Annotated in this window: 19 protein-coding genes; 12 read left to right on the plus strand and 7 right to left on the minus strand. The window is 64.0% G+C overall.

The window, feature by feature from the left end; genetic code table 11:
• Positions 1 to 33: 33 nt before the first annotated feature.
• Positions 34 to 942: a LysR family transcriptional regulator gene (locus tag EH240_RS16350; protein ID WP_124999931.1), complete on the minus strand. Its 909-nt coding sequence runs from the start codon at positions 940 to 942 to the stop codon at positions 34 to 36.
• 96 nt (positions 943 to 1,038) lie between these two features.
• Between EH240_RS16350 and EH240_RS16355 the strand changes: the two genes are divergently transcribed.
• A complete protein-coding gene (locus tag EH240_RS16355; RefSeq protein ID WP_124999933.1) occupies positions 1,039 to 1,917 on the plus strand; it encodes an aldo/keto reductase family oxidoreductase in 879 nt (292 codons plus the stop codon).
• 177 nt (positions 1,918 to 2,094) lie between these two features.
• Here EH240_RS16355 and EH240_RS16360 read toward each other — a convergent pair whose 3' ends face one another.
• Complete coding sequence (locus tag EH240_RS16360; RefSeq protein WP_124999935.1) at positions 2,095 to 3,150, minus strand: glycerophosphodiester phosphodiesterase family protein; 1,056 nt, start codon at positions 3,148 to 3,150, stop codon at positions 2,095 to 2,097.
• Between the two features lie 143 nt (positions 3,151 to 3,293).
• Here EH240_RS16360 and EH240_RS38995 point away from each other — a divergent pair, with 143 nt between their 5' ends.
• Both EH240_RS38995 and EH240_RS39000 read left to right on the plus strand, forming a co-directional pair.
• Positions 3,294 to 3,491 (plus strand): hypothetical protein, encoded by a 198-nt coding sequence (locus tag EH240_RS38995; RefSeq protein ID WP_245436091.1) that lies wholly within the window; start codon positions 3,294 to 3,296, stop codon positions 3,489 to 3,491.
• 71 nt (positions 3,492 to 3,562) lie between these two features.
• Positions 3,563 to 3,931 carry a hypothetical protein gene (locus EH240_RS39000; RefSeq protein ID WP_245436092.1) on the plus strand — a complete coding sequence of 123 codons (369 nt, stop codon included), beginning with the start codon at positions 3,563 to 3,565 and terminating at the stop codon, positions 3,929 to 3,931.
• A gap of 43 nt (positions 3,932 to 3,974) precedes the next feature.
• Here EH240_RS39000 and EH240_RS39005 read toward each other — a convergent pair whose 3' ends face one another.
• Entirely contained in the window at positions 3,975 to 4,364 is a 390-nt protein-coding gene (locus EH240_RS39005; protein ID WP_245436093.1) for an acyltransferase family protein, read from the minus strand.
• A gap of 206 nt (positions 4,365 to 4,570) precedes the next feature.
• Here EH240_RS39005 and speB point away from each other — a divergent pair, with 206 nt between their 5' ends.
• Entirely contained in the window at positions 4,571 to 5,572 is a 1,002-nt protein-coding gene (gene speB, locus EH240_RS16370; RefSeq protein WP_124999936.1) for an agmatinase, read from the plus strand.
• A 29-nt stretch (positions 5,573 to 5,601) separates the two neighbouring features.
• On the plus strand, positions 5,602 to 6,534 hold the full coding sequence (argC, locus tag EH240_RS16375) for an N-acetyl-gamma-glutamyl-phosphate reductase (protein WP_124999938.1): 933 nt from the start codon (positions 5,602 to 5,604) through the stop codon (positions 6,532 to 6,534).
• A 45-nt stretch (positions 6,535 to 6,579) separates the two neighbouring features.
• Here argC and EH240_RS16380 read toward each other — a convergent pair whose 3' ends face one another.
• Positions 6,580 to 7,731: a COX15/CtaA family protein gene (locus EH240_RS16380; RefSeq protein WP_245436101.1), complete on the minus strand. Its 1,152-nt coding sequence runs from the start codon at positions 7,729 to 7,731 to the stop codon at positions 6,580 to 6,582.
• Positions 7,732 to 7,884: 153 nt separating this feature from the next.
• Here EH240_RS16380 and EH240_RS16385 point away from each other — a divergent pair, with 153 nt between their 5' ends.
• On the plus strand, positions 7,885 to 8,100 hold the full coding sequence (locus EH240_RS16385; protein ID WP_124999940.1) for a DUF2842 domain-containing protein: 216 nt from the start codon (positions 7,885 to 7,887) through the stop codon (positions 8,098 to 8,100).
• Between the two features lie 69 nt (positions 8,101 to 8,169).
• On the opposite strand, the gene EH240_RS16390 is transcribed toward EH240_RS16385, so the two are convergent.
• Positions 8,170 to 9,228 carry a polysaccharide deacetylase family protein gene (locus tag EH240_RS16390; protein WP_124999942.1) on the minus strand — a complete coding sequence of 353 codons (1,059 nt, stop codon included), beginning with the start codon at positions 9,226 to 9,228 and terminating at the stop codon, positions 8,170 to 8,172.
• A gap of 90 nt (positions 9,229 to 9,318) precedes the next feature.
• Here EH240_RS16390 and EH240_RS16395 point away from each other — a divergent pair, with 90 nt between their 5' ends.
• The gene (locus EH240_RS16395; RefSeq protein ID WP_124999944.1) at positions 9,319 to 10,545 is read left to right on the plus strand and encodes a GNAT family N-acetyltransferase; all 1,227 of its coding nucleotides are present in this window, start codon (positions 9,319 to 9,321) and stop codon (positions 10,543 to 10,545) included.
• Positions 10,546 to 10,789: 244 nt separating this feature from the next.
• Positions 10,790 to 11,026, plus strand: a complete 237-nt coding sequence (locus EH240_RS16400) for a hypothetical protein (protein ID WP_124999947.1) — start codon at positions 10,790 to 10,792, stop codon at positions 11,024 to 11,026.
• A gap of 78 nt (positions 11,027 to 11,104) precedes the next feature.
• Here EH240_RS16400 and EH240_RS16405 read toward each other — a convergent pair whose 3' ends face one another.
• Together EH240_RS16405 and EH240_RS16410 are read right to left on the minus strand one after the other, a co-directional pair.
• Positions 11,105 to 11,539 (minus strand): FKBP-type peptidyl-prolyl cis-trans isomerase, encoded by a 435-nt coding sequence (locus EH240_RS16405; protein WP_124999949.1) that lies wholly within the window; start codon positions 11,537 to 11,539, stop codon positions 11,105 to 11,107.
• Positions 11,540 to 11,835: 296 nt separating this feature from the next.
• A complete protein-coding gene (locus tag EH240_RS16410; RefSeq protein ID WP_124999951.1) occupies positions 11,836 to 14,025 on the minus strand; it encodes a GumC family protein in 2,190 nt (729 codons plus the stop codon).
• A gap of 264 nt (positions 14,026 to 14,289) precedes the next feature.
• On the opposite strand from EH240_RS16410, the gene EH240_RS16415 reads away from it, so the two are divergent.
• The 4 genes from EH240_RS16415 to EH240_RS16430 all read left to right on the plus strand — a co-directional run bounded on the left by EH240_RS16415 (position 14,290) and on the right by EH240_RS16430 (position 18,912).
• Positions 14,290 to 14,853: a polysaccharide biosynthesis/export family protein gene (locus EH240_RS16415; protein WP_124999953.1), complete on the plus strand. Its 564-nt coding sequence runs from the start codon at positions 14,290 to 14,292 to the stop codon at positions 14,851 to 14,853.
• 8 nt (positions 14,854 to 14,861) lie between these two features.
• Complete coding sequence (locus EH240_RS16420) at positions 14,862 to 15,992, plus strand: glycosyltransferase family 4 protein (protein ID WP_124999955.1); 1,131 nt, start codon at positions 14,862 to 14,864, stop codon at positions 15,990 to 15,992.
• A gap of 95 nt (positions 15,993 to 16,087) precedes the next feature.
• The gene (locus EH240_RS16425; RefSeq protein WP_124999957.1) at positions 16,088 to 17,623 is read left to right on the plus strand and encodes an undecaprenyl-phosphate glucose phosphotransferase; all 1,536 of its coding nucleotides are present in this window, start codon (positions 16,088 to 16,090) and stop codon (positions 17,621 to 17,623) included.
• Positions 17,620 to 18,912 (plus strand): O-antigen ligase family protein, encoded by a 1,293-nt coding sequence (locus tag EH240_RS16430; RefSeq protein ID WP_245436103.1) that lies wholly within the window; start codon positions 17,620 to 17,622, stop codon positions 18,910 to 18,912. Before EH240_RS16425 ends, EH240_RS16430 begins: the two co-directional genes overlap by 4 nt.
• Positions 18,913 to 18,916 lie beyond the last annotated feature (4 nt).

Below are 18,916 nucleotides of genomic sequence, written 5' to 3' on the forward strand. Positions count from 1 at the left end.
CCGCCTCCGGGCGGCCTTTTTGCTTTCGGGCGGCTATTGGCCGCGACCGGCCGGTGTCTTGATATAGTCGATGAAAGCGCGCAGCGGCGCGGGCACAAGGCGCCGTCCGGGGTAATAGAGGAACGGCCCGGAGAATTGCTGCCACCAGGGCTCGAGCACGGGTTCGAGCGCGCCGCTGTCGAAATAAGGGCGAAGCCAGTCCTCGAACAGGCTGACGATGCCGGTGCCGGCGACGGCTGCATCGACGGCGAGATCGACGGCACCACCCAGGGTGACCAGAAGCGGCCCTGAAGGATCGACGCGCACCACTTCGCCGTCGCGCTCGAATTCCCATGGCGTCACGGCGCGACCCGAAAAGCGTCCGCGCAAACAGGCATGGGCGAGCAGATCGCGTGGGTGCCGCGGGCGGTCATGCCGATCGAGATAGGCAGGCGAAGCGGCCGTGGCGAAGCGCTGGACGCGCGGTCCGATCGGCACCGCGATCATGTCCTGCTCCAATCGCTCGTCGTAGCGGATACCGGCATCGCAGCCCGCCGCCAGCAGATCGACGAAACTCTCCTCGGCAATCACCTCCAGCCGGATGGCGGGATAGGCAGCAAGAAATCCCGGAACGATCTTGGGCAGCACCAGCCGTGAGGCACTGACCGGTACATTGAGGCGCAAGGTCCCCGCAGGCCGGTCGCGAAAACCGTTCACAACATCGAGCGCCGCCTCGACCTCACCCAGCGCCGGGCCAAGCCGCGCCAGCAAACCCGCACCGGCATCGGTCAGGGCGACGCTGCGCGTGGTGCGGTTGAACAGCCTGACGCCAAGCTGGTTTTCCAGACGACGGATCGCTTCGCTGAGCGCTGACGCGCTGCCTGCCGTGGCGCGAGCTGCCTCGCGAAAGCCGCCGGCACGCGCCACGGCCAGGAATGCCTGGAGATCGTTAAGGTCAGCCATTGTTCGTTATTCCGTACAAGCTGTGCCGATTATAGGCAATTATCGCAACAGCGGACACGGCCTATTTCCTTCGTCGACAGATAAGGAGAAGCGACCATGCCAAGCAGTGACAAATCCGGCACCTACAAACTCGGCGGCCATCTGGTCCGGCGGCTCGGCTACGGCGCCATGCAGCTTGCGGGCAAGGGCGTGTTCGGTCCGCCGAAAGACCATGACGCGGCGATCGCCGTGCTGCGCGAGGCGGTGGCGAATGGCGTGAATCACATCGACACCAGCGACTTCTATGGCCCGCATGTCACCAACAAACTGATCCGCGAGGCGCTGGCGCCCTACCCCGAGAACCTCGTCATCGTCACCAAGATCGGCGCGCGCCGCGGCAGCGACGCCTCCTGGCTGCCGGCCTATTCGCCCGAGGAACTGACGCAAGCTGTGCACGACAATCTCGGCAATCTCGGACTCGACGTGATCGATGTGGTCAATCTGCGCATCATGTTCGACACCCACGGCCCGGCGGAAGGCTCGATCGAGGCGCCGCTGACGGCGCTGGCCGAACTGCAACGCAAGGGCTTGGTGCGTCACATCGGCCTGAGCAACGTCACTCGTACGCAGATCGCAGAAGGCCGCCGCATCTGCGAGATCGTCTGCGTGCAGAACCAGTACAATCTGGCGCACAGGCAAGACGACGCGCTGATCGACGAGCTTGCCCGCGACGGCATCGCCTACGTGCCGTTCTTCCCGCTCGGCGGCTTCAGCCCGCTGCAGTCCTCGAGCTTGTCGGGAGTCGCGGAACGGCTTGGCGCAACGCCGATGCAGGTCGCGCTAGCGTGGCTGCTGCGGCGCTCGCCCAACATCCTGCTGATCCCGGGCACCTCGTCGGTCGAGCATCTGCGGGAGAATCTCGCGGCGGCGGAGCTGGAGCTGCCGGGCGAGGTGCTGGGCGAGCTGGACGGCGTGGCGAAAGCGGCATGGGCTTAATCTCACCCCCTTGAGGGCCCTTGAGGGGGAGATGTCGCCGGAGGCGACAGAGGGGGTCGATTCGACTGGACGCGACGCGGCAGATGAGGTTGGCGCTCTGTGCGAAGCGACCCCTTCTGGCCTGCCGGCCATCTCCCCCTCAAGGGGGGAGATCGCAGTTCCAGCGCCGACGCCAAGCTAGTTGATGCTCGCCGTATGCGCCGGCTCAGCCGTCTTGTCCGTGGCGTAAGGCACGCGATAACCATTGGCGGCCAGCCACTCGATCGCCGCCTTCGGCTCATCTGTCTGGATGATGGTGGCGCCGCGGTCGACCCAGAAACCCCAGGCCTCGCGCGGCAGGCTGGCGGCGACCGCCAACTCATCGCCGCGACCGCCGGCGAGGAAGCCGCCCGGCTTGTTGACGATGGCGTAGGTGTCGGCCCAAAGGTGCCAGTCACCGCGGATCGCCACCGCCCGCATGCGGGTGCTGAACAGCTGGCCGCCATTCGCGGTCAGCGTCTCGGCGCCGGCTTGCCAATTGATCAATTCGATCGCTCGCGGTCCGAACGCCTTGGCGACCTCAGCGGCGAAGGCGGTGTCATGAACGGCGTCATCGGCGAGGATCGGCATGAACTGGAAGCCACCACCTGCCTGGGTGAGCGCGGCCCTGGTGGCATCGATGCGCCGGCGATTCCACAGGTTCTCCTTGACGATCACCTGACCGGCCATGCCGAGATCGCGCGCCACCGCGATCATGCCGGGCAGGTCCGTGACCTCCAGCTTGTTGTCGAGGTTGATCAGGATCCTGTCCTTGGTGGTCAGCAGCATCTCGCGCAGCGTCGACACCGTCTCGTTGGTGACGGCACCGGTGCCTTCGATCACCAGCCGGCATTTTTTCAGCTCGGCCAGCGTGAAGCTGTCCACCTCACCGTTGCAGGTGGTGGTACGGTCGAGCCAGCTGTCATGCATGATGACGAACGCGCCGTCCTTCGAACGCCTGACATCGACCTCGACGATCTCGGCGCCGATCGCGATCGAGGCTTCGACCGCGGCGAGCGAGTTCTCGGCGAAGAGCGTCTTGCCAGCCTGCATGCTGCCGGCACGATGGGCTGCGATCATCACATGGTCGCGCCACTGGTTGGCATGTTCGAAGCGGCCGAGGATTTGGGTGGCCCGCGTCTCGCCGGCTAGGCTTTGGCCGGAGACGACCGCAAGCGCGACGGACAGAAGAAGGCTCAGCCAGAGTGTTCGCATCGGGGAATCGCTCCGTTCCGGGTCGGAACCCGGTTAGGCGATGCCCATGACAGGGCGGTGAACGAAGCCGGCTAGCTGTTTGGTCAAATCCGCTTGGAAAGACGGCGGAACAGGCCAGCGCCGGCATTTCGACGAAGCGCCAGGTGAGCCAAGATGCGATAAGGACGGCGATCAGCATCGTCATCAATGAGGCGAAGCCGATCCAGGGCGAGCCGACACCGAAGCCGATCACCTGGTCGCCGCGCAGAGTCAAGTCGCCGACGATGCCAAGCCCGAGCTTGCGCTCGATCAGGCCGCCGACATTGATCATGCGCGCCTGGACGAAGATGTGGATCATGTAGATCGAATAGGAGAGCGAGCCGAGCAGCAGCATCGGCCGGCTGGAGAGCAGCGCGCTGATCAAGCCGCCCTCATGCGCGAAGAGGTGGAGCGCCAGCGCGAAGACGACCGGCGCGGCAATGCCGGCGTCGTTCGTTCCGGCGACGGAGACGAACAGCCCGATCACCGCGATCATCGCAAGCTCGGCCAGCGTCCAGGCGATGCGCCCTGCCCGGCTGACTATCGCCTGTCGCGCCTCTGCAATGGAATCGTGCTGAAACCAGGCAAGCAGCGCGCCGAGCGCGAAGCCGTAAAGGCAGCGGATGAAGCCGAAATCGAAGGACAAGTCCATATGACGGTCGAAAAGGCAAGCAGGAACAATGGCGCCGTGACGGCCGCGGCGACGAACCATATCCAGGCGCGGCAGCCGGTCGCAAAGACGACGCCGGCAAACAGCAGATAGGTGAAGAACTCGGCCGAGATGCTCCAGCTCGGCGCGTTCCAGCTCAGATGATCCTCAACCCCATGCCCTGCAGCAGAAAGAGGTTGGCGACAAGGCTTCTCAGATTGAAGCCGCCGGTGAAGGGCGCTGCACCCGTTCCGTGCAGCGCCGGCAGGGCAAGCCGCAGCGCCTCGAAGGCGACGAAAGCGGCAAGCATCAAAAGATGCAGCGGGTAAATGCGGCCGAAGCGCACCAGCGCGAAACGGGCAAGTTCATCCGGCTCGCTCAGCCGGCTGCCGTAGGAGCTGGCGATGACGAAGCCGGACAGCACAAAGAAGAAATCGACGAACAGATAGGAGCCGCCGACAAAGGCGCTCTGCGAGATCATCGAGGTGGTCGGGAAATAGAACAGCGCCACCAGCAGCGCGCAGATGCCGCGCCAGGAGTCGAGCACCAGGAAGCGCTCGCCGGCCGCCGTGCCGGTCCGGGGTCGCGGCCGGCGGGGGTGCGAGATTGAGCAAGGCAGCCTCAGTCATAATGACACAAATCCTGTGTTGCCGTGGCACTCGCTGAGCGCCGTTCCGTCTCCGCAAGCTGTGACTGGCATGTTGCGTGCCGGTTCGGTAGTTGTGGCTGCCCGATGACAACCGAGGACCCGCAATGGCGAATAAAGAGATCGACCACGCCTTCACTGCCCGCTCCAAGACGGGCGCGTCGTTCGAGCCGACCTACGCCGGCGCGCTGTCGTTCATGCGGCGCAAATACACCAAGGACGTCAAGGGCGCGGACGCCGTGGTATGGGGCATTCCTTTCGACGCCGCAGTCACCAATCGTCCCGGCGCGCGCTTCGGGCCGCAGGCGATCCGCCGCGCTTCGGCGATCCTCGACAACGATCCGCAATACCCGTTCTCGCGCGACCTGTTCGAACATCTTGCGGTTGTCGACTACGGCGATTGCCTGCTCGACAGCGGCAACCATCAGAAGACCCCCGGCACGATCGAGCGCGAGGCGGCCAAGATCCTGAAATCAGGAGCTTTCCTTTTGACGCTCGGCGGCGATCATTTCGTCACCTGGCCGCTGCTCAAGGCGCATGCCGCGATCCACGGGCCGCTGGCGCTGGTGCAGTTCGACGCCCATCAGGACACCTGGCCGGACGACGGCAAGCGCATCGATCATGGCTCCTTCGTCGCCCGCGCGGTAAATGAAGGCATCATCGATCCCGATCGCTCGATCCAGATCGGCATCCGCACCCATGCGCCTGACACGTTCGGCATCAAGATCCTCCACGGCCATGAGGTCGAGGAGATGCGCGCCTCCGACATCGCCTACGCGGTCGTCGACCGGACCGGCGGCAGGAAAACCTATCTCACCTTCGACATCGACTGCCTCGACCCGGCCTTCGCGCCCGGCACCGGCACGCCGGTGGCCGGCGGCCCCTCATCGGCCAAGATGCTGTCGACGCTGCGCCAGCTCGGCCAGGTCGATATCGTCGGCGCCGACGTCGTCGAGGTTGCGCCGGCCTATGATCATGCCGATATTACGGCGATCGCTGGATCGATCATCGCCATGCATTATCTTGGCCTGGTGGCCGAACGGAAGGCGCGGCTCGAGGACCTGAACAACGGCACTCATGCCATGCTACATAACGCTAACGGTATATAATCTTGGAATCGCAGGGAATTTGGCAACCGATGAAACCGAAAATCTTCATTGACGGCGAGCATGGCACGACAGGCCTGCAGATCAGGGCGCTGCTGGCCGACCGCGGCGACCTGGAGATCATCTCCATTCCCGCCGACCGCCGCAAGGAAGCCGCGGCCAGGGCCGAATTCCTCAATGCCGCCGATGTCGCGATCCTTTGCCTGCCGGACGCCGCGGCCAAGGAAAGCGTGTCGCTGATCGAAAACGACACGACAAAGGTCATCGACGCCTCGACCGCGCATCGCGTGGCCGAAGGCTGGGAATATGGCTTTGCCGAAATGGACAAGGAACAGGCGAAGAAGATCGCAAGCGCAAAACGCATCGCCAACCCTGGCTGCTGGCCGCAGGGGCCGATCGCGACGCTGCGTCCGCTGGTCTCCGCCGGTCTCCTACCCGCCGATTTCCCAATCACCGTCAACGGCATCTCCGGCTATTCCGGCGGCGGCCGGCCGATGATCGAGGACTATGTCGGCAAGGGCGAGGAAGCGCCCGAATTTCTGCCCTATGGCCTGACGCTGCAGCACAAGCATGTGCCGGAGCTCAGGACCTATGCGAAGCTGTCGCACGATCCGATCATGCAGCCGGCGGTCGGCAATTTCGCGCAAGGCATGATCACCGTGGTGCCGCTGCAGCTCGGCGGTCTCGACCGCGTGCCGACGGGCGCCGAGCTTCATGCCGCGATTGCCGACCATTACGCCTCGATCGACGGCGGCGTGGTCGAGGTCGCGCCCTTCACCCACATGGAGCGCATGCCGGAAATCGACCCGGAGGTCTATAACGGCACCAACCGGATGAAGGTCTACGTGTTCTCCAATGACGAGCGGGCGCAGGCGCTGTTGCTCGCCGTCTACGACAATCTCGGCAAGGGCGCTGCCGGCGCTGCTGTGCAGAACCTGGACCTCATGCTCGGCATCAAGCACTGAGCATGCAGGCGTTTCCTGAGCGCTGGAAGGTCGGCGCTCCCGAGCTCATTGCCGAGACATTCTCCAGCCGTATCTGGAACCCCGAGGCGATTCCGAGAGGTGCGCCTTAGCCCTGACGGCTATCTGATACGGCAGCGGATAGGCGCCCTTGGTGCCGCGCCAGTGCGCGGCGGCGAAGCCGAGCACGATCAGGGCAAAGCCCTGATGGGTCAGCGCCATATGCAGCGGCACCTGCATCAGCAGCGTGCCAATGCCGATCGAGGCTTGCACCAGCACCAGCAGGAACAGAAGCGCGGCGCGGCGGGCATGCGTGGTGCCCGGCTGGCGCCGCCATGTCGCGATCATATGCCAGAGCGCCGCTACAAAAAGGGTGTAGGCACCGAGCCGGTGCACGAACTGCACCGACTTCGGATTCTCGAAGAAGTTCAGCCAGGCGGGTTCCAGCAGCAGGAGATCGGCCGGGACCACCTTTCCGTCCATCAGTGGCCAGGTGTTGTAGGAGAGGCCGGCGTGGAGGCCGGCGACCAACCCGCCGAGATAGATCTGGACCAGCGCCAAAAGCACGATGAAGCCGGCAAGCCGCTGCGTCGAGCGGTCGGCGGCCGGTTCCGAATGTGGCGCAAGGCCCCGCGCGACCACCATGGTGGCGGTGAAGATCAGCGCGGCAATCGTCAGATGCGTGGCCAGCCGGTACTGGCTGACCGAGACGCGACCGACCAGACCTGATGCCACCATCCACCAGCCGATGGCGCCCTGAAGGCCGCCTAGCAACAGGATGCCGGCCAGTTTCGGCCCGAGGCCGCGTTCGATGCGGCGTGTCGCCCAGAAGAACAGGAGCGGCAAGGCGAAAACGACGCCGACGCTGCGGGCGAGGATGCGGTGCACCCATTCCCACCAGAAGATCGACTTGAACGCCTCGATGCTCATGCCCTTGTTGAGCTCGGTATATTGCGGGATTTGCTGGTAGCGCTGGAATTCTTCCTGCCACTCGGCATCGTTGAGCGGCGGGATGACACCGTGGATCGGCTGCCACTCTGTGATCGACAGGCCCGAATGGGTAAGCCGGGTGGCGCCGCCGACCAGCACCAGCGCGAACAGCACGACCAGCACGACATACAGCCAGCCGCGCACCAGCACCCGGTTGTGCAGATCGCGGCGGCGGGCGGCGGATGGGGCCGTGGCGGTGATGGCAGCCATGGGACGGTTCCCGGCAGTTGAAATCGCAGGATTGGTGAACCATGACCGGCTCGCTGGCAAGGCCGCACAGCGCGGCACGCCGTCGCGCTGGCCGGAGACGGTTGCGCGTGCTTCCCAATCGGCCTAAGCGAGGCTGGTCAACGGGACCGCGATATGCCCATTCGCCTGAAAAAGCTGATCGGAACCATCCTGCTGGTGGCGCTGGTCATCATCTACGCGCTGATCGCTTCGGCCATCGCGGTCACCAGGCTCGCCGAATACGGCTCCCTGGCGCATTTCCTGTTCTTCCTGTTCAGCGGCCTGCTTTGGGTGCTGCCGGCGATGGGCATCATCAAATGGCTGATCATCGAGCCGCCTCAGAAGGGCTGAAACGTTAAGCTTTCTTTGTTTGTCGCAATTCCGGACGGAAAACCGCTGCGCACTTTTCCTGGAATTGCTTTAGATCGTGACGACCATCTTGCCGGCATTGGCGAGCGGCGTCGTCACACCCGACAGCATCGTGCGGATATGGGCGACGCTCTGGTAGCGGCCGTTGACGGAAATGCGCGGCAACGCATGCAGGAAGCCGGCATGTTCGGCTCTCAGTACCCCATGCCGGGTGGTCACCGCCGAGACATAGCCGGCGTCGCGGGCAAAACCCACCTCGCGGCAGCCGACCGCGCTGGCATAGCCGTAGGGGTAAGCGAAATGGCGCGGCTCCAGCCCGAGCTTTTCCTTGAGGATCCGCCGGACGTCGCCGATCTCGTGCCGCGCGTCCGCCTCGGAAAGCCGCTTGAGGTTGCGGTGATTGATGGTATGCGCGCCAATCGTCACCAATGGATGCGCGGCCATCGCGCGGACCTCGTCCCAGCTCATCAGCGTGCCGGGGCGACCGTCACCGAGCTCGATCCCGTTGGAGCGCGCCAGCTCGCGCAGCGCGGCGCCCTGCTCTTGCTCGCGGACTTCAAGGGTCAGCCAGGCGGTCAGGCGCGCATTGGCCTGGATCTTTCGGCCTGGCGTCGAGCAGTCGATCATCGTCGGGCCGCTTGCCGTCATGAGCTTAAGGCTCGAGCTCCTGTCGACGATGTCCTCGATGACATCCCACCAGAGATAGGCCGCGCCATCGATGAGGCCTGGCGCGGCATAGATGGTGATCGGCGCGCCATGTTTCTCCAGAACCGGCAGCGCTTCCGTCATGTTGTCGCGGTAGGCGTCGTCGGCGGTGATGGCGGCGAACTGGCCGCCCCTGCCCCTTGAGCTCATCCGCTCGATCGCCTCGTCGAGACTGACGAAGGCATAGCCGCCCGCCTTCATGTCGGCGATGAGAGTGTCGAGAAAGCCGGGCGCGATGTTGAGGTGACTGTTGACGCTGTTCGGCCTCTCGGGCGTCGCGGTCACGCGATGCAGCATCAGGATGGCGCCGATGCCGCCGACAAACGGCTTCGCCAGCGGTGCGAGACCGGTGTAGCGGGCAACGTTCAAGGCCAGTTTCCGGATCGCCTCGCCCCCGTCGATCATTCCTTCACCTTTTTCGCCTAGGCTCATCCAAGCATGACTTGCGCCTATGCGAACCCCAGGTTGCAACCAATACGTCTTAAGGATTGAGGGATGGTTGACGCCGCCGCGTCATTTGACGGCAATCGCGTCGCGGTCAACGAAGCGCCGGCGCGCGCACCTGCCTCGAGCCAGGGCCGACTGACGACAGCGGTGAGCGCCGGCCTCGCCGACTATGCGGAATTGTGCGCTTCGGCGCTGTTTGCCCCGCCGCAGAGCGCGTCCTGGGTGCGCAACTGGGCGGCCGAGACCAAGGCCGACATGGTGGTCGCCACGCTGAATGTCGAAGGCCGGCCAGCGCTTTCGCTGGCGCTGGAAGTCGTGCGAAACGGCCCCTTCCACATCGCCCGTTTCGCCGGCGGGCGTCACGCCAACGGCAACTTCCCCGCCTTCGACGCCCGGGCTTTGCCCACCATCGACGGCCCGGCGATCCGCTCGTTGTTGTCGGCAATCGCCAAGGTGCGGCCGGACGTCGACCTGGTATCGCTGGAGCGGCTGCTTCCCGATCTCGACAGCGTCGCCAATCCGCTCGCCGCGCTGCCCGGTTTCCAGAGCCCGAACCTTGCGCTCGCGGTCGATCTCGTCGGAGGCTTCGATGCGCTGCTCGCCCGCGCGAGCGGCAAGCGCAAGCGCAAGAAGCACCGCTCGCAGACGCGCAAGTTCGAGGCCGTCGGCAGCTTCCGCCGCATCGAGGCACGCACGCAGCAGGACGTCGACAGGCTGCTTGATGCCTTCTTCGACATGAAGGAGGTGCGCTTCGCCAAGATGGGCATCGCCAACGTCTTCGGCGATGAAGACGTGCGCGCCTTCTTCCGGGCGCTGTTTGCCGATGCGCTTGCCGAGCAACAGCCTTCCTTCCTGCTGCATGGGCTGGAAGTAGCGGGCAAACTTCGCGCAATTACCGGCTCCAGCCGCTCAGGCAAGCGCCTGATCTGCGAGTTCGGCGCGATCGCCGAGGACGATCTCGCCTTCACCAGCCCGGGCGACTTCCTGTTCTTCGACAACATCCAGGAAGCCTGCGAACTTGGTTTCGACGTCTATGATTTCTCTGTCGGCGACGAGCCCTACAAGCGGCTCTGGTGCGATATCGAGCTCCAGCATTTCGAAGTCCTGGCGCCGCTGACGCTGAAGGGCCGGGCGCTGGCGACAGGGTTCCGGCAAGGCGCGCGGGCAAAGGCGTTCATCAAGAACAACCCGACCGTCTGGAAGCTGACCAAGATGTTGCGCCGGAAGACGGCGGGACAGGCGCCAGCGACCGCCGCTGCCGAGGACGACAATTAGAGCGCGTCGCGTCGAAACGGATTCAGGCAACGCGCTTAAAGTCTTTGTTTTGATGCATGTCGTTCTCCCAAAACCGCTGCGCACTTTTGGGCGACATGCATTAGCTGTCGGCATGTCGCACAATCGCCGTCGAGCTCCCGGTTTATACTGGCAAGAAGCCGGCTGAGGTTGAGACCTTCAAATGGCCTTGGGCGGAACCTATCGCCAGGCGCGAGGTTTTCGCACTCAGAAGGAGAAAACGGCCATGGCTAAGTGCGACCAGTGCGGCAATGACTACGACAAGGCATTCCAAGTTAGCCTGGGCGGGCAAACCTACACGTTCGATAGCTTCGAGTGTGCGATCCAGAAGCTTGCGCCGACGTGCCCTCATTGCAGTGCACGGATCATCGGGCATGGCGTCGAGCAGGGCGACGTCATCTATTGCTGCGCGCATTGCGCAGGGCAGGAAGGGGCCAACGCTCTGACCGATCGCGCGCCTTGACATTCGCGATCACTTTGCACCTCCCCTGGAGGAGGTAGCGCTCTTGACCACGACCTTGATCAGTCGTTCAGGCTCCAGCTACGCCGCCTGAACAATCTCGACCAGTTCAACGTCGAACACCAGGTCCTTTCCGGCCAACGGATGATTGCCGTCGAGCTTGACGCTGGCGTCGTCCGCGCCGACGACCGTCACCTGCATAGGGCGCCCATCGCGCGTTTTGGCCGTTAATCGAGTGCCGACATCGACGCTGATGTTCTCCGGCACGTTGGCGCGATCGATGGTTACGACCGCTTCGGGGCGATGGGGGCCATAGGCGGCGTCGGCGGGAACGGTGACGGAGCTTTTCGTGCCGACCTCCATGCCCTCGACATGGGTTTCGAGACCCGGGATTACCTGTCCTTCACCCAGCGTAAATTGCAGCGGTTCACTGCCGGAAGAATCGAATTGAGTACCGTCGACCAGACGTCCGGTATAGTTGATGCGTACAGTGTCGCCATTCTTGGCCTGTGTCATAGCAGCCATCCTTCTGGGAGTTTTGGAGGGACCGGCCTAGAGTTCACGGTCCCGTTCTCGATCATCCACGCACGAAAGCGCGCGGTGCGAAACGCTAAAACTAGGTGCTCTGCTGCCGATGTAAAGTGCAGGAGCTGCCGAGAAATGTCTTGGTTCGGCCTTGTACCCAAGGACTGTCATGCCCGAGGCCGACTGAAACGTGCTCGATTCGTCGCGGGCCCGGCCCCTTGCCGCGGTACCCTCGCGGCGATCCTTGGCGCTGCGGCGGTGCAGGACAGCCCTATCGGCGTTCAGCCTTATGCAGCCGAGCGGCGCCCTGGCACCGGATTTCCGGGCGGTTCATGGCCGACCGGCGTGACCAGCGTGACGTCCGGATAGCCGTTCTCGATCAGCTTCACCGCTGCCTGCGTCACCGCATCATCGGCTTCGAGCATCGACAGGAAGACTTCCGTGCCGTCGCCGACGAGGCGGCTGATGCCTTGCGCGTCGGCAGGACCGCATTCGACGACCACGAGGTCATAAGCGGTGGTCAGCGACTGCATGATGATCGGCAGCCGGTCGGCCGCGCGCATGGCGCGGACCGGATCGGCGGTGCCGACCGGAACGACATGCGCGTCCGAGTAGAGATCGGGATGGATGACGTCGCTGAACTGCGCTTCGGAGGCAAGGAGATTGGTGATGCCGGGAAACAGCCCGCTGTCCAGCATCGGGCGCGAGGCGGCGCCCGAAGCAGTGAGATCGAGCAGCAGCACGCGCAGGCCCGCATCCGACACCTCGCGCGCCACCAGAACGGCGGTTGCCGCGGCCTCGTCGCCCTCCGGGGAGACGAAGATGGCACGCGACGCACCGGAGGCGATCAGCTTTTCCGCCGCCTTGTCGACATCGATCTCGCCCAGCCTGGGCTGCCACGACCGAGGCGCTTCCATCTCTGCCGGTTCGGCAGGCGGTGCCGCCATGACGGTGCCCTGCCCGATCCGGTCGTCGGCCACCGAATCGTCGCCGGCTTCGTCCTCGGCTTCGGCGACCGCCGGCTCGGTGCGCGCCAACGGCATCGCTACCTGCTGGATGGGCTCGAATCGCGCGCCGGCAGTCGGGCGCATGGCGTGGCCGGAGAACAATTCCTTCAGCAGCGTGCCGATCGCCATCAACAGCAGCGACGCCGCCGCCGCGGCGCCCGTGATCGGACCGATCTTCGGGAAATAAGGTTCCGTCGGCACCTGCACTTTCGAAAGCAGACGGGCGTCCACCGGCAGATAGTTGCGGTCCGCGCGCGAAGCCGCCTCGCGGTAGCTCGCCATATAGGCTTCGAGCTGCTGGCGCTGGGCATTGGCGTCGCGCTGCAGCGCGTCGAGCTCTACCTGCTGCTCGCCGGCGCGAGCCGAAGCGGCCTTCAGCGTGTTGACCTCCGCGACGAGTTGGTCCTCCCGAGCTTTGGCCGTCTGCGCAGCGGTGGCCAGTCCCTTCAGGATCTTCTGCGCCTCGTTGCGGATCTGACCGTTGAGATCGGCAAGCTGCGACTTCAGCGCCCGGATGCGCGGATGGTTGTCCAGCAGGGTTGTCGACAGGTCGGCGATATTGGTCCTCAGTTCCACCTGCCGCTCGAGCAGGCGCTGGATCAGTTCGGAAGACAGAACTTCCGGCATGCTGTCGAGCGCGCCGCCGTTCTGTAGCGCCTTGCGCACGCTGTCGGCGGTGGCCTCGGCGGCGGAGCGATTGGCGCGCACCCGCGAAAGCTCCGTCGACAGCTCGGAGAGCTGCTGGGTCGCGAGCACCGAATTGTTGCCGCCCATCAAGAGGTCGGATTGCGCGCGGTAGTCGGCAACCTTGGCTTCGGCCTCCTTCACCCGATTCTGCAGGTCGGTGATTTCCGGACCGAGAAAGCCCGTGGCGGCGGTGTTCGATTCCTTTTTGGCATTGCCCTTGGAGGCAAGGTAGGCCTGCGCGATGGCATCCGCGACCTGCGCCGCGAGCTTTGGATCCTTCGAAGAGAACTCGACCGCAATAACGCGAGATTTTTCAACGCCGTAGACGTTGAGCTTGTCGTGCATTGCCTTGAGCACGCGTTCTTCCGGCGGAATGTCGAAGGGATCGCGCTTCAGGCCGACAAGGACGAGGGCGCGACTGAGCGCCGACATCTTCAGCGCCTCATCGAATTCGGGCAATTTCTCCAGATTGAGGTCCGACGCAACCTTCTTGAGGATATCGGGCGAGGATATGATCTGGACCTCGGTGGCCACCGCCTCCTCGTCAGCCGCCGGCCTGTCGTCGCTGGTTGTGCCGGCAGGCCGCGTGAAGACCGATTCGCGCGGCCCGATCTCCAATTTGGCCACTGCCTTATATTGCGGCGTGGCCAGCCAGGCGAAGGCAAACGCCAGCCCGGTCACCACGAGCGTGACGAGAACAATGCGCAGCCAGTTCCTCGCCAGGCTGGCGAATAGCTGCCTCAGATCGACATCGACATCTGCGGCCGCGGACTGAACGGACATGCATCCTGCTCCGGAACTTTGAGTCGAGGATGGACCGTAAACAACTATGGTAACTCAGCCGTTAAGATCAGAATGCGTTCTTAATAGAAGACACTCAAAGAAGTCCGGGCGAAAGCAATAGAACAATTGGTTTTTTTGCCGGCCGTCGCCCCTTCCGAACACGGTCCTTTACCGGCCATTAACCCTAACAGGATGATAACGGTCGCACTTCCTGGGGTTGGCCGCAACACTGGCGGCGAGAGCGACGAAGGTTCGTGTCCGATCATGAAAAGCACTGCTCATCTCTTGCGCGCCATGCTTGCCCTGTCGCTGCTTACCGGCTGTTCCAGCTATCACCCGACGCCCGCCGCTTTCCATGAAGTGCTCGACCAGCCGTACAGACTCGGCGCCGGCGACCGCATCCGCATCACGGTGTTCGAGCAGGACGGGCTGACCAACACCTACAGCGTCGACCAGTCCGGCTACATCTCCTTCCCGCTCGTCGGTGCCGTGCCGGCGCGCGGCCACACCGCCCAGCAGATCGAAAAGGAAATCGCCGACAAATTGCGCCAGGGATATCTGCGCGATCCCGACGTCTCGGTCGAGATTGACCGCTACCGGCCGATCTTCGTCATGGGCGAAGTCGGCGCCGCGGGGCAGTATTCCTATGTGCCGGGATTGACCGTGCAGAAGGCGATCGCGATCGCCGGCGGCTTCACGCCGCGCGCCAACCAGGAAAGCGTCGACATCACCCGCGATATCAACGGCAAGGTCATGACCGGCAGGGTGCGGACGTCCGACCCGCTCTTGCCCGGCGACACCGTCTACGTCCGCGAACGGCTGTTCTGAAAATCAACGTGGCGGCTCACCTCCGCATCGTCCACTGCTTCCGCTCACCTGTCGGGGGAATCTTCCGGCATGTGCGCGACCTGACCGAGGCGCAGGTCGCCGCCGGCCATTCCGTGGGCATCGTCTGCGATTCGACTACGGGCGGCGACTATGAGGAGCAGCTGTTCGAAGCGATGAAGGAGAGCCTGGAGCTCGGCATCCATCGCACGCCGATGCAGCGTCACATCGGGCCGGGCGATATCGCGGCGGCCCGGCGCACTTATGGAATCATCAAGGAATTGCGGCCGGACGTGCTGCACGGGCACGGCGCCAAAGGTGGCGCCTATGCCCGGCTGTTCGGCTCACTGTTGCGGGTTTCAAGGTCTCGCGTGGCCCGCCTTTATTCGCCGCATGGCGGCTCGCTCCACTATGACGAAGCGACAGCCACCGGAAAGCTGTTCTTCGCGCTGGAGCGCTTCATGGCACGCTTCACCGACTGCCTGCTGTTCGTTTCCGACTATGAGCGGCAAACCTATCGCCGGAAAGTCGGCGAGCCGCCTATCCCCAACAGACTGGTCTATAACGGCCTGCGGGCCGTCGAGTTCGAGCCGATGGCGACGGCGGCGGATGCCGCCGATCTCTTATACATCGGCATGATGCGCGACCTCAAAGGTCCGGACATCTTCATCGATGCGCTGGCGCTGGCCGGCAGGGAGCTCGGCCGCCCGTTGAGCGCGGTGATGGTCGGCGACGGCGACGACCTGCCACGCTACCACGCGCAGGTGGAACGACTCGGACTGAAGGGCCATGTCCGTTTCCTGCCGCCGATGCCGGCCAGAGAAGCTTTCGCGCTGGCCGAACTAATTGTCGTCCCGTCCCGTGCGGAAGCGATGCCTTACATCGTGCTTGAGGCGCTCGCCGCCGGCATGCCGATGATTGCCACTGCTGTGGGCGGCATTCCCGAGATCTTCGGCGAAGGCTCCCCTGCCCTGATCCGGCCGGATGCCGGCCAGCTTGCCGGCAAGCTCAGGATGGCCCTCAACGATCGCGGCACCTACCGGAAGCTAATGCCGCAGGGCGCCGAGTTGAAGGCGCGATTCGGCGCCAACGTGATGGCGGCCGAGATCGAGAAGGCTTACTTCGCGGCGCTGAATAGGTAGTCGCGCAACACAACAGCTCCAAAACCACTGGTTGTTTCAAGGCTTTCTTAGCTCTCTTTTGCTATGCACTTGCGCGAAGCTCGCGGACAATCCCCATGAACGAGATCGATCCTGCGCACCGCTTTTCCATGGACGCGGTGCGCAAATTCGACGGCCCGGCCGAAGGTCAAGTGCCCAGCGGCATCAATGACGTCGCGCGCCAGGTCGCTTCCCAGTACCGGCGCGATACGATGTCGCCGATCATGGTCAGCGGCGTGCTGCGCATGGTCGAATTCGCGATGCTGTTCCTGTCGGGGCTCGGCCTCTATTTCTACCTAGTCGGCTTCTTCAACTATCTCGCCTGGCAATATCCGCTGACGGTCGCGGCAGCCTCATTCCTGACGGTGGTGCTGCTCGACGTCACCGACAGCTACCAGATCGCAGCGCTGATGCGCCCGGTCGCCAATTTCGGCCGCGTGCTGCTCGTCTGGGCCGGCACCTTCGCGCTGATGGCGCTCACCGCCTTCGCCATGAAGGCCTCGCAGGACTATTCGCGCCTCCTGTTCGGCACCTGGTTCGTGGTCGGCTTCGTGCTGGTCTTCGGCCTGAGACTCGTGATGTCCAAGCTGATCAGGCGCTGGGCGCGCGACGGCCGCATAGAGCGCCGCGCCGTCATCGTCGGCGGCGGAAAATCGGCAGAAATGCTGATCCGCTCGGTTGAGAAGCAGCCCTACAATGACATCCGCATCTGCGGCATCTTCGACGACCGCGGCGACAAGCGCTCGCCGCGGATCGTCGCCGGCTATCCGAAGCTCGGCACCATTTCCGAGCTGATCGAGTTCGCCCGCATCGCCCGCATCGACATGCTGATCGTGTCGCTGCCGCTGACCGCCGAATCGCGCGTGCTGCAGCTTCTGAAGAAGCTCTGGGTGCTGCCGGTCGATATTCGGCTGTCGGCGCATTCCAACGCGCTGCAGTTCCGCCCGCGCGCCTATTCCTACATCGGCTCGGTGCCGATGCTCGACATCTTCGACAAGCCGATCAACGACTGGGACTCGGTCGCCAAGCGCAGCTTCGACATCGTCTTCTCGCTCGTCGGCATCATCCTCTTCTCGCCGGTGATGCTGGCCACCGCAATCGCCATCAAGCTCGACAGCAAGGGACCGGTGCTGTTCAAGCAGAAGCGGCACGGCTTCAACAATGAGATCATCGAGGTCTACAAGTTCCGCTCGATGTACACCGACAAGTCGGACCCGACCGCCAAGCAGACGGTGACCAAGAACGACCCGCGCGTCACCCGCGTCGGCCGCTTCATCCGCAAGACCTCGATCGACGAATTGCCGCAGTTCTTCAATTCGTTGCTCGGCTCGCTGTCGCTGGTCGGGCCGCGTCCGCATGCCATCGCCGCCCAGTCGCACAACCTGCTCTATAACGAGGTGGTCGACGGCTATTTCGCGCGCCACAAGGTGAAGCCCGGCGTCACCGGCTGGGCGCAGATCAACGGCTGGCGCGGCGAGATGGACACCAACGAAAAGATCCGCATGCGCACCGAATACGATCTCTACTACATCGAAAACTGGTCGATGCTGTTCGACCTGCGCATCTTGTTCCTGACGCCGGTCCGCCTGCTCAACACGGAAAACGCCTATTGAGCGCCGTCACGCAGGAGTTGCCGGCGGCGGCGGTCAACAAGTTGCCGCCTCAGGCGGTCAACGCCAAGCTGATCGCGCTGATTTCGGCGAGCGCGATCGTCCTCGGCATCCTGCTTTCCGGCTTCGTCATCAGCGAGCCCGCGCCTTACGAACTCTACATGGCCGGGCTGATCGTCGTCTGGTCGCTGTTCGGTCTGAAAATATCGCGAGCGATATTACCGCTGCTGGTGCTGCTGGTGGCGATGAACATCGGCGGCATGATCGCGATGACGCAGATGGCGGAACTCGCCAACACGCCGCTCTATCTCGCTGTCTCGCTGTTTCTCGCCTTCAGCGCGGTCTTCTTCGCCTCGGTGACATCGGTCCAGCCCGACCTCTATCGGCTGATCTTCATCGCCTATGTGGTGTCGGCGGTGGCCACGTCGCTGCTCGGCATCGCCGGCTATTTCCATGCCTTCCCGGGTGCGGAGATGTTCACCAAATACGACCGCGCCGCCGGCGCCTTCCAGGACCCGAACGTGTTCGGTCCGTTTCTGGTGCTGCCCGGCACCTACCTGCTCTACCTGCTGCTCACCGGCCCTGTTTCGCGCATGCCGCTGCTTGCCGTGCCGCTGCTCGTCATCGCCGCCGGCATCTTCTTCTCCTTCTCGCGCGGTGCCTGGGGCATGTTCGCGGTGTCGGCGGTGCTGCTCACCGCTTGCCTGTTCCTGCAGAGCGCCAGCGGCATGTTCCGGCTGAGGGTCGTGGTGATGACGATCGCAGCGATCGCGCTGCTGATCATCGCCATCCTCGTCATCCTGCAACTGCCGGGCGTGTCGGACATGTTCACCCAGCGCGCGCATCTCGAGCAGAGCTACGACACGGCGCGCCTCGGCCGCTTCGCCCGCTACTCGATCGGCTTCCAGATGGCGCTGGAGCATCCGTTCGGCATCGGCCCTCTGGTGTTCGGCACCATATTCGGTGAGGACACGCACGACATCTGGCTGAAGGCGCTGATGGACTATGGCTGGCTCGGCTTCGTCTCGTTCCTGACGCTGACGGTATGGACGATTTGCGCCGGCTTCCGCATCCTTCTGCGCGACCGGCCCTGGCAGCCCTATCTGCTCTGCGCCTATGTCTCCTATCTCGGCAATATCGGCCTCGGCACCTTCATCGACATCGACCACTGGCGTCATCTCTATCTGCTGCTCGGCCTGATCTGGGGCGCGGTCGCGCTGGAATACCGGCATCAGAAGGAATTGCGGCTGGCGCGGGCCGTTGCCGCCCCGGCAATATCATCGGCAAGATAGCCGC

Origin of the sequence: Mesorhizobium tamadayense, assembly GCF_003863365.1 — a bacterium.
In the GTDB taxonomy this organism is placed as follows: Bacteria; Pseudomonadota; Alphaproteobacteria; order Rhizobiales; family Rhizobiaceae; genus Mesorhizobium; species Mesorhizobium tamadayense.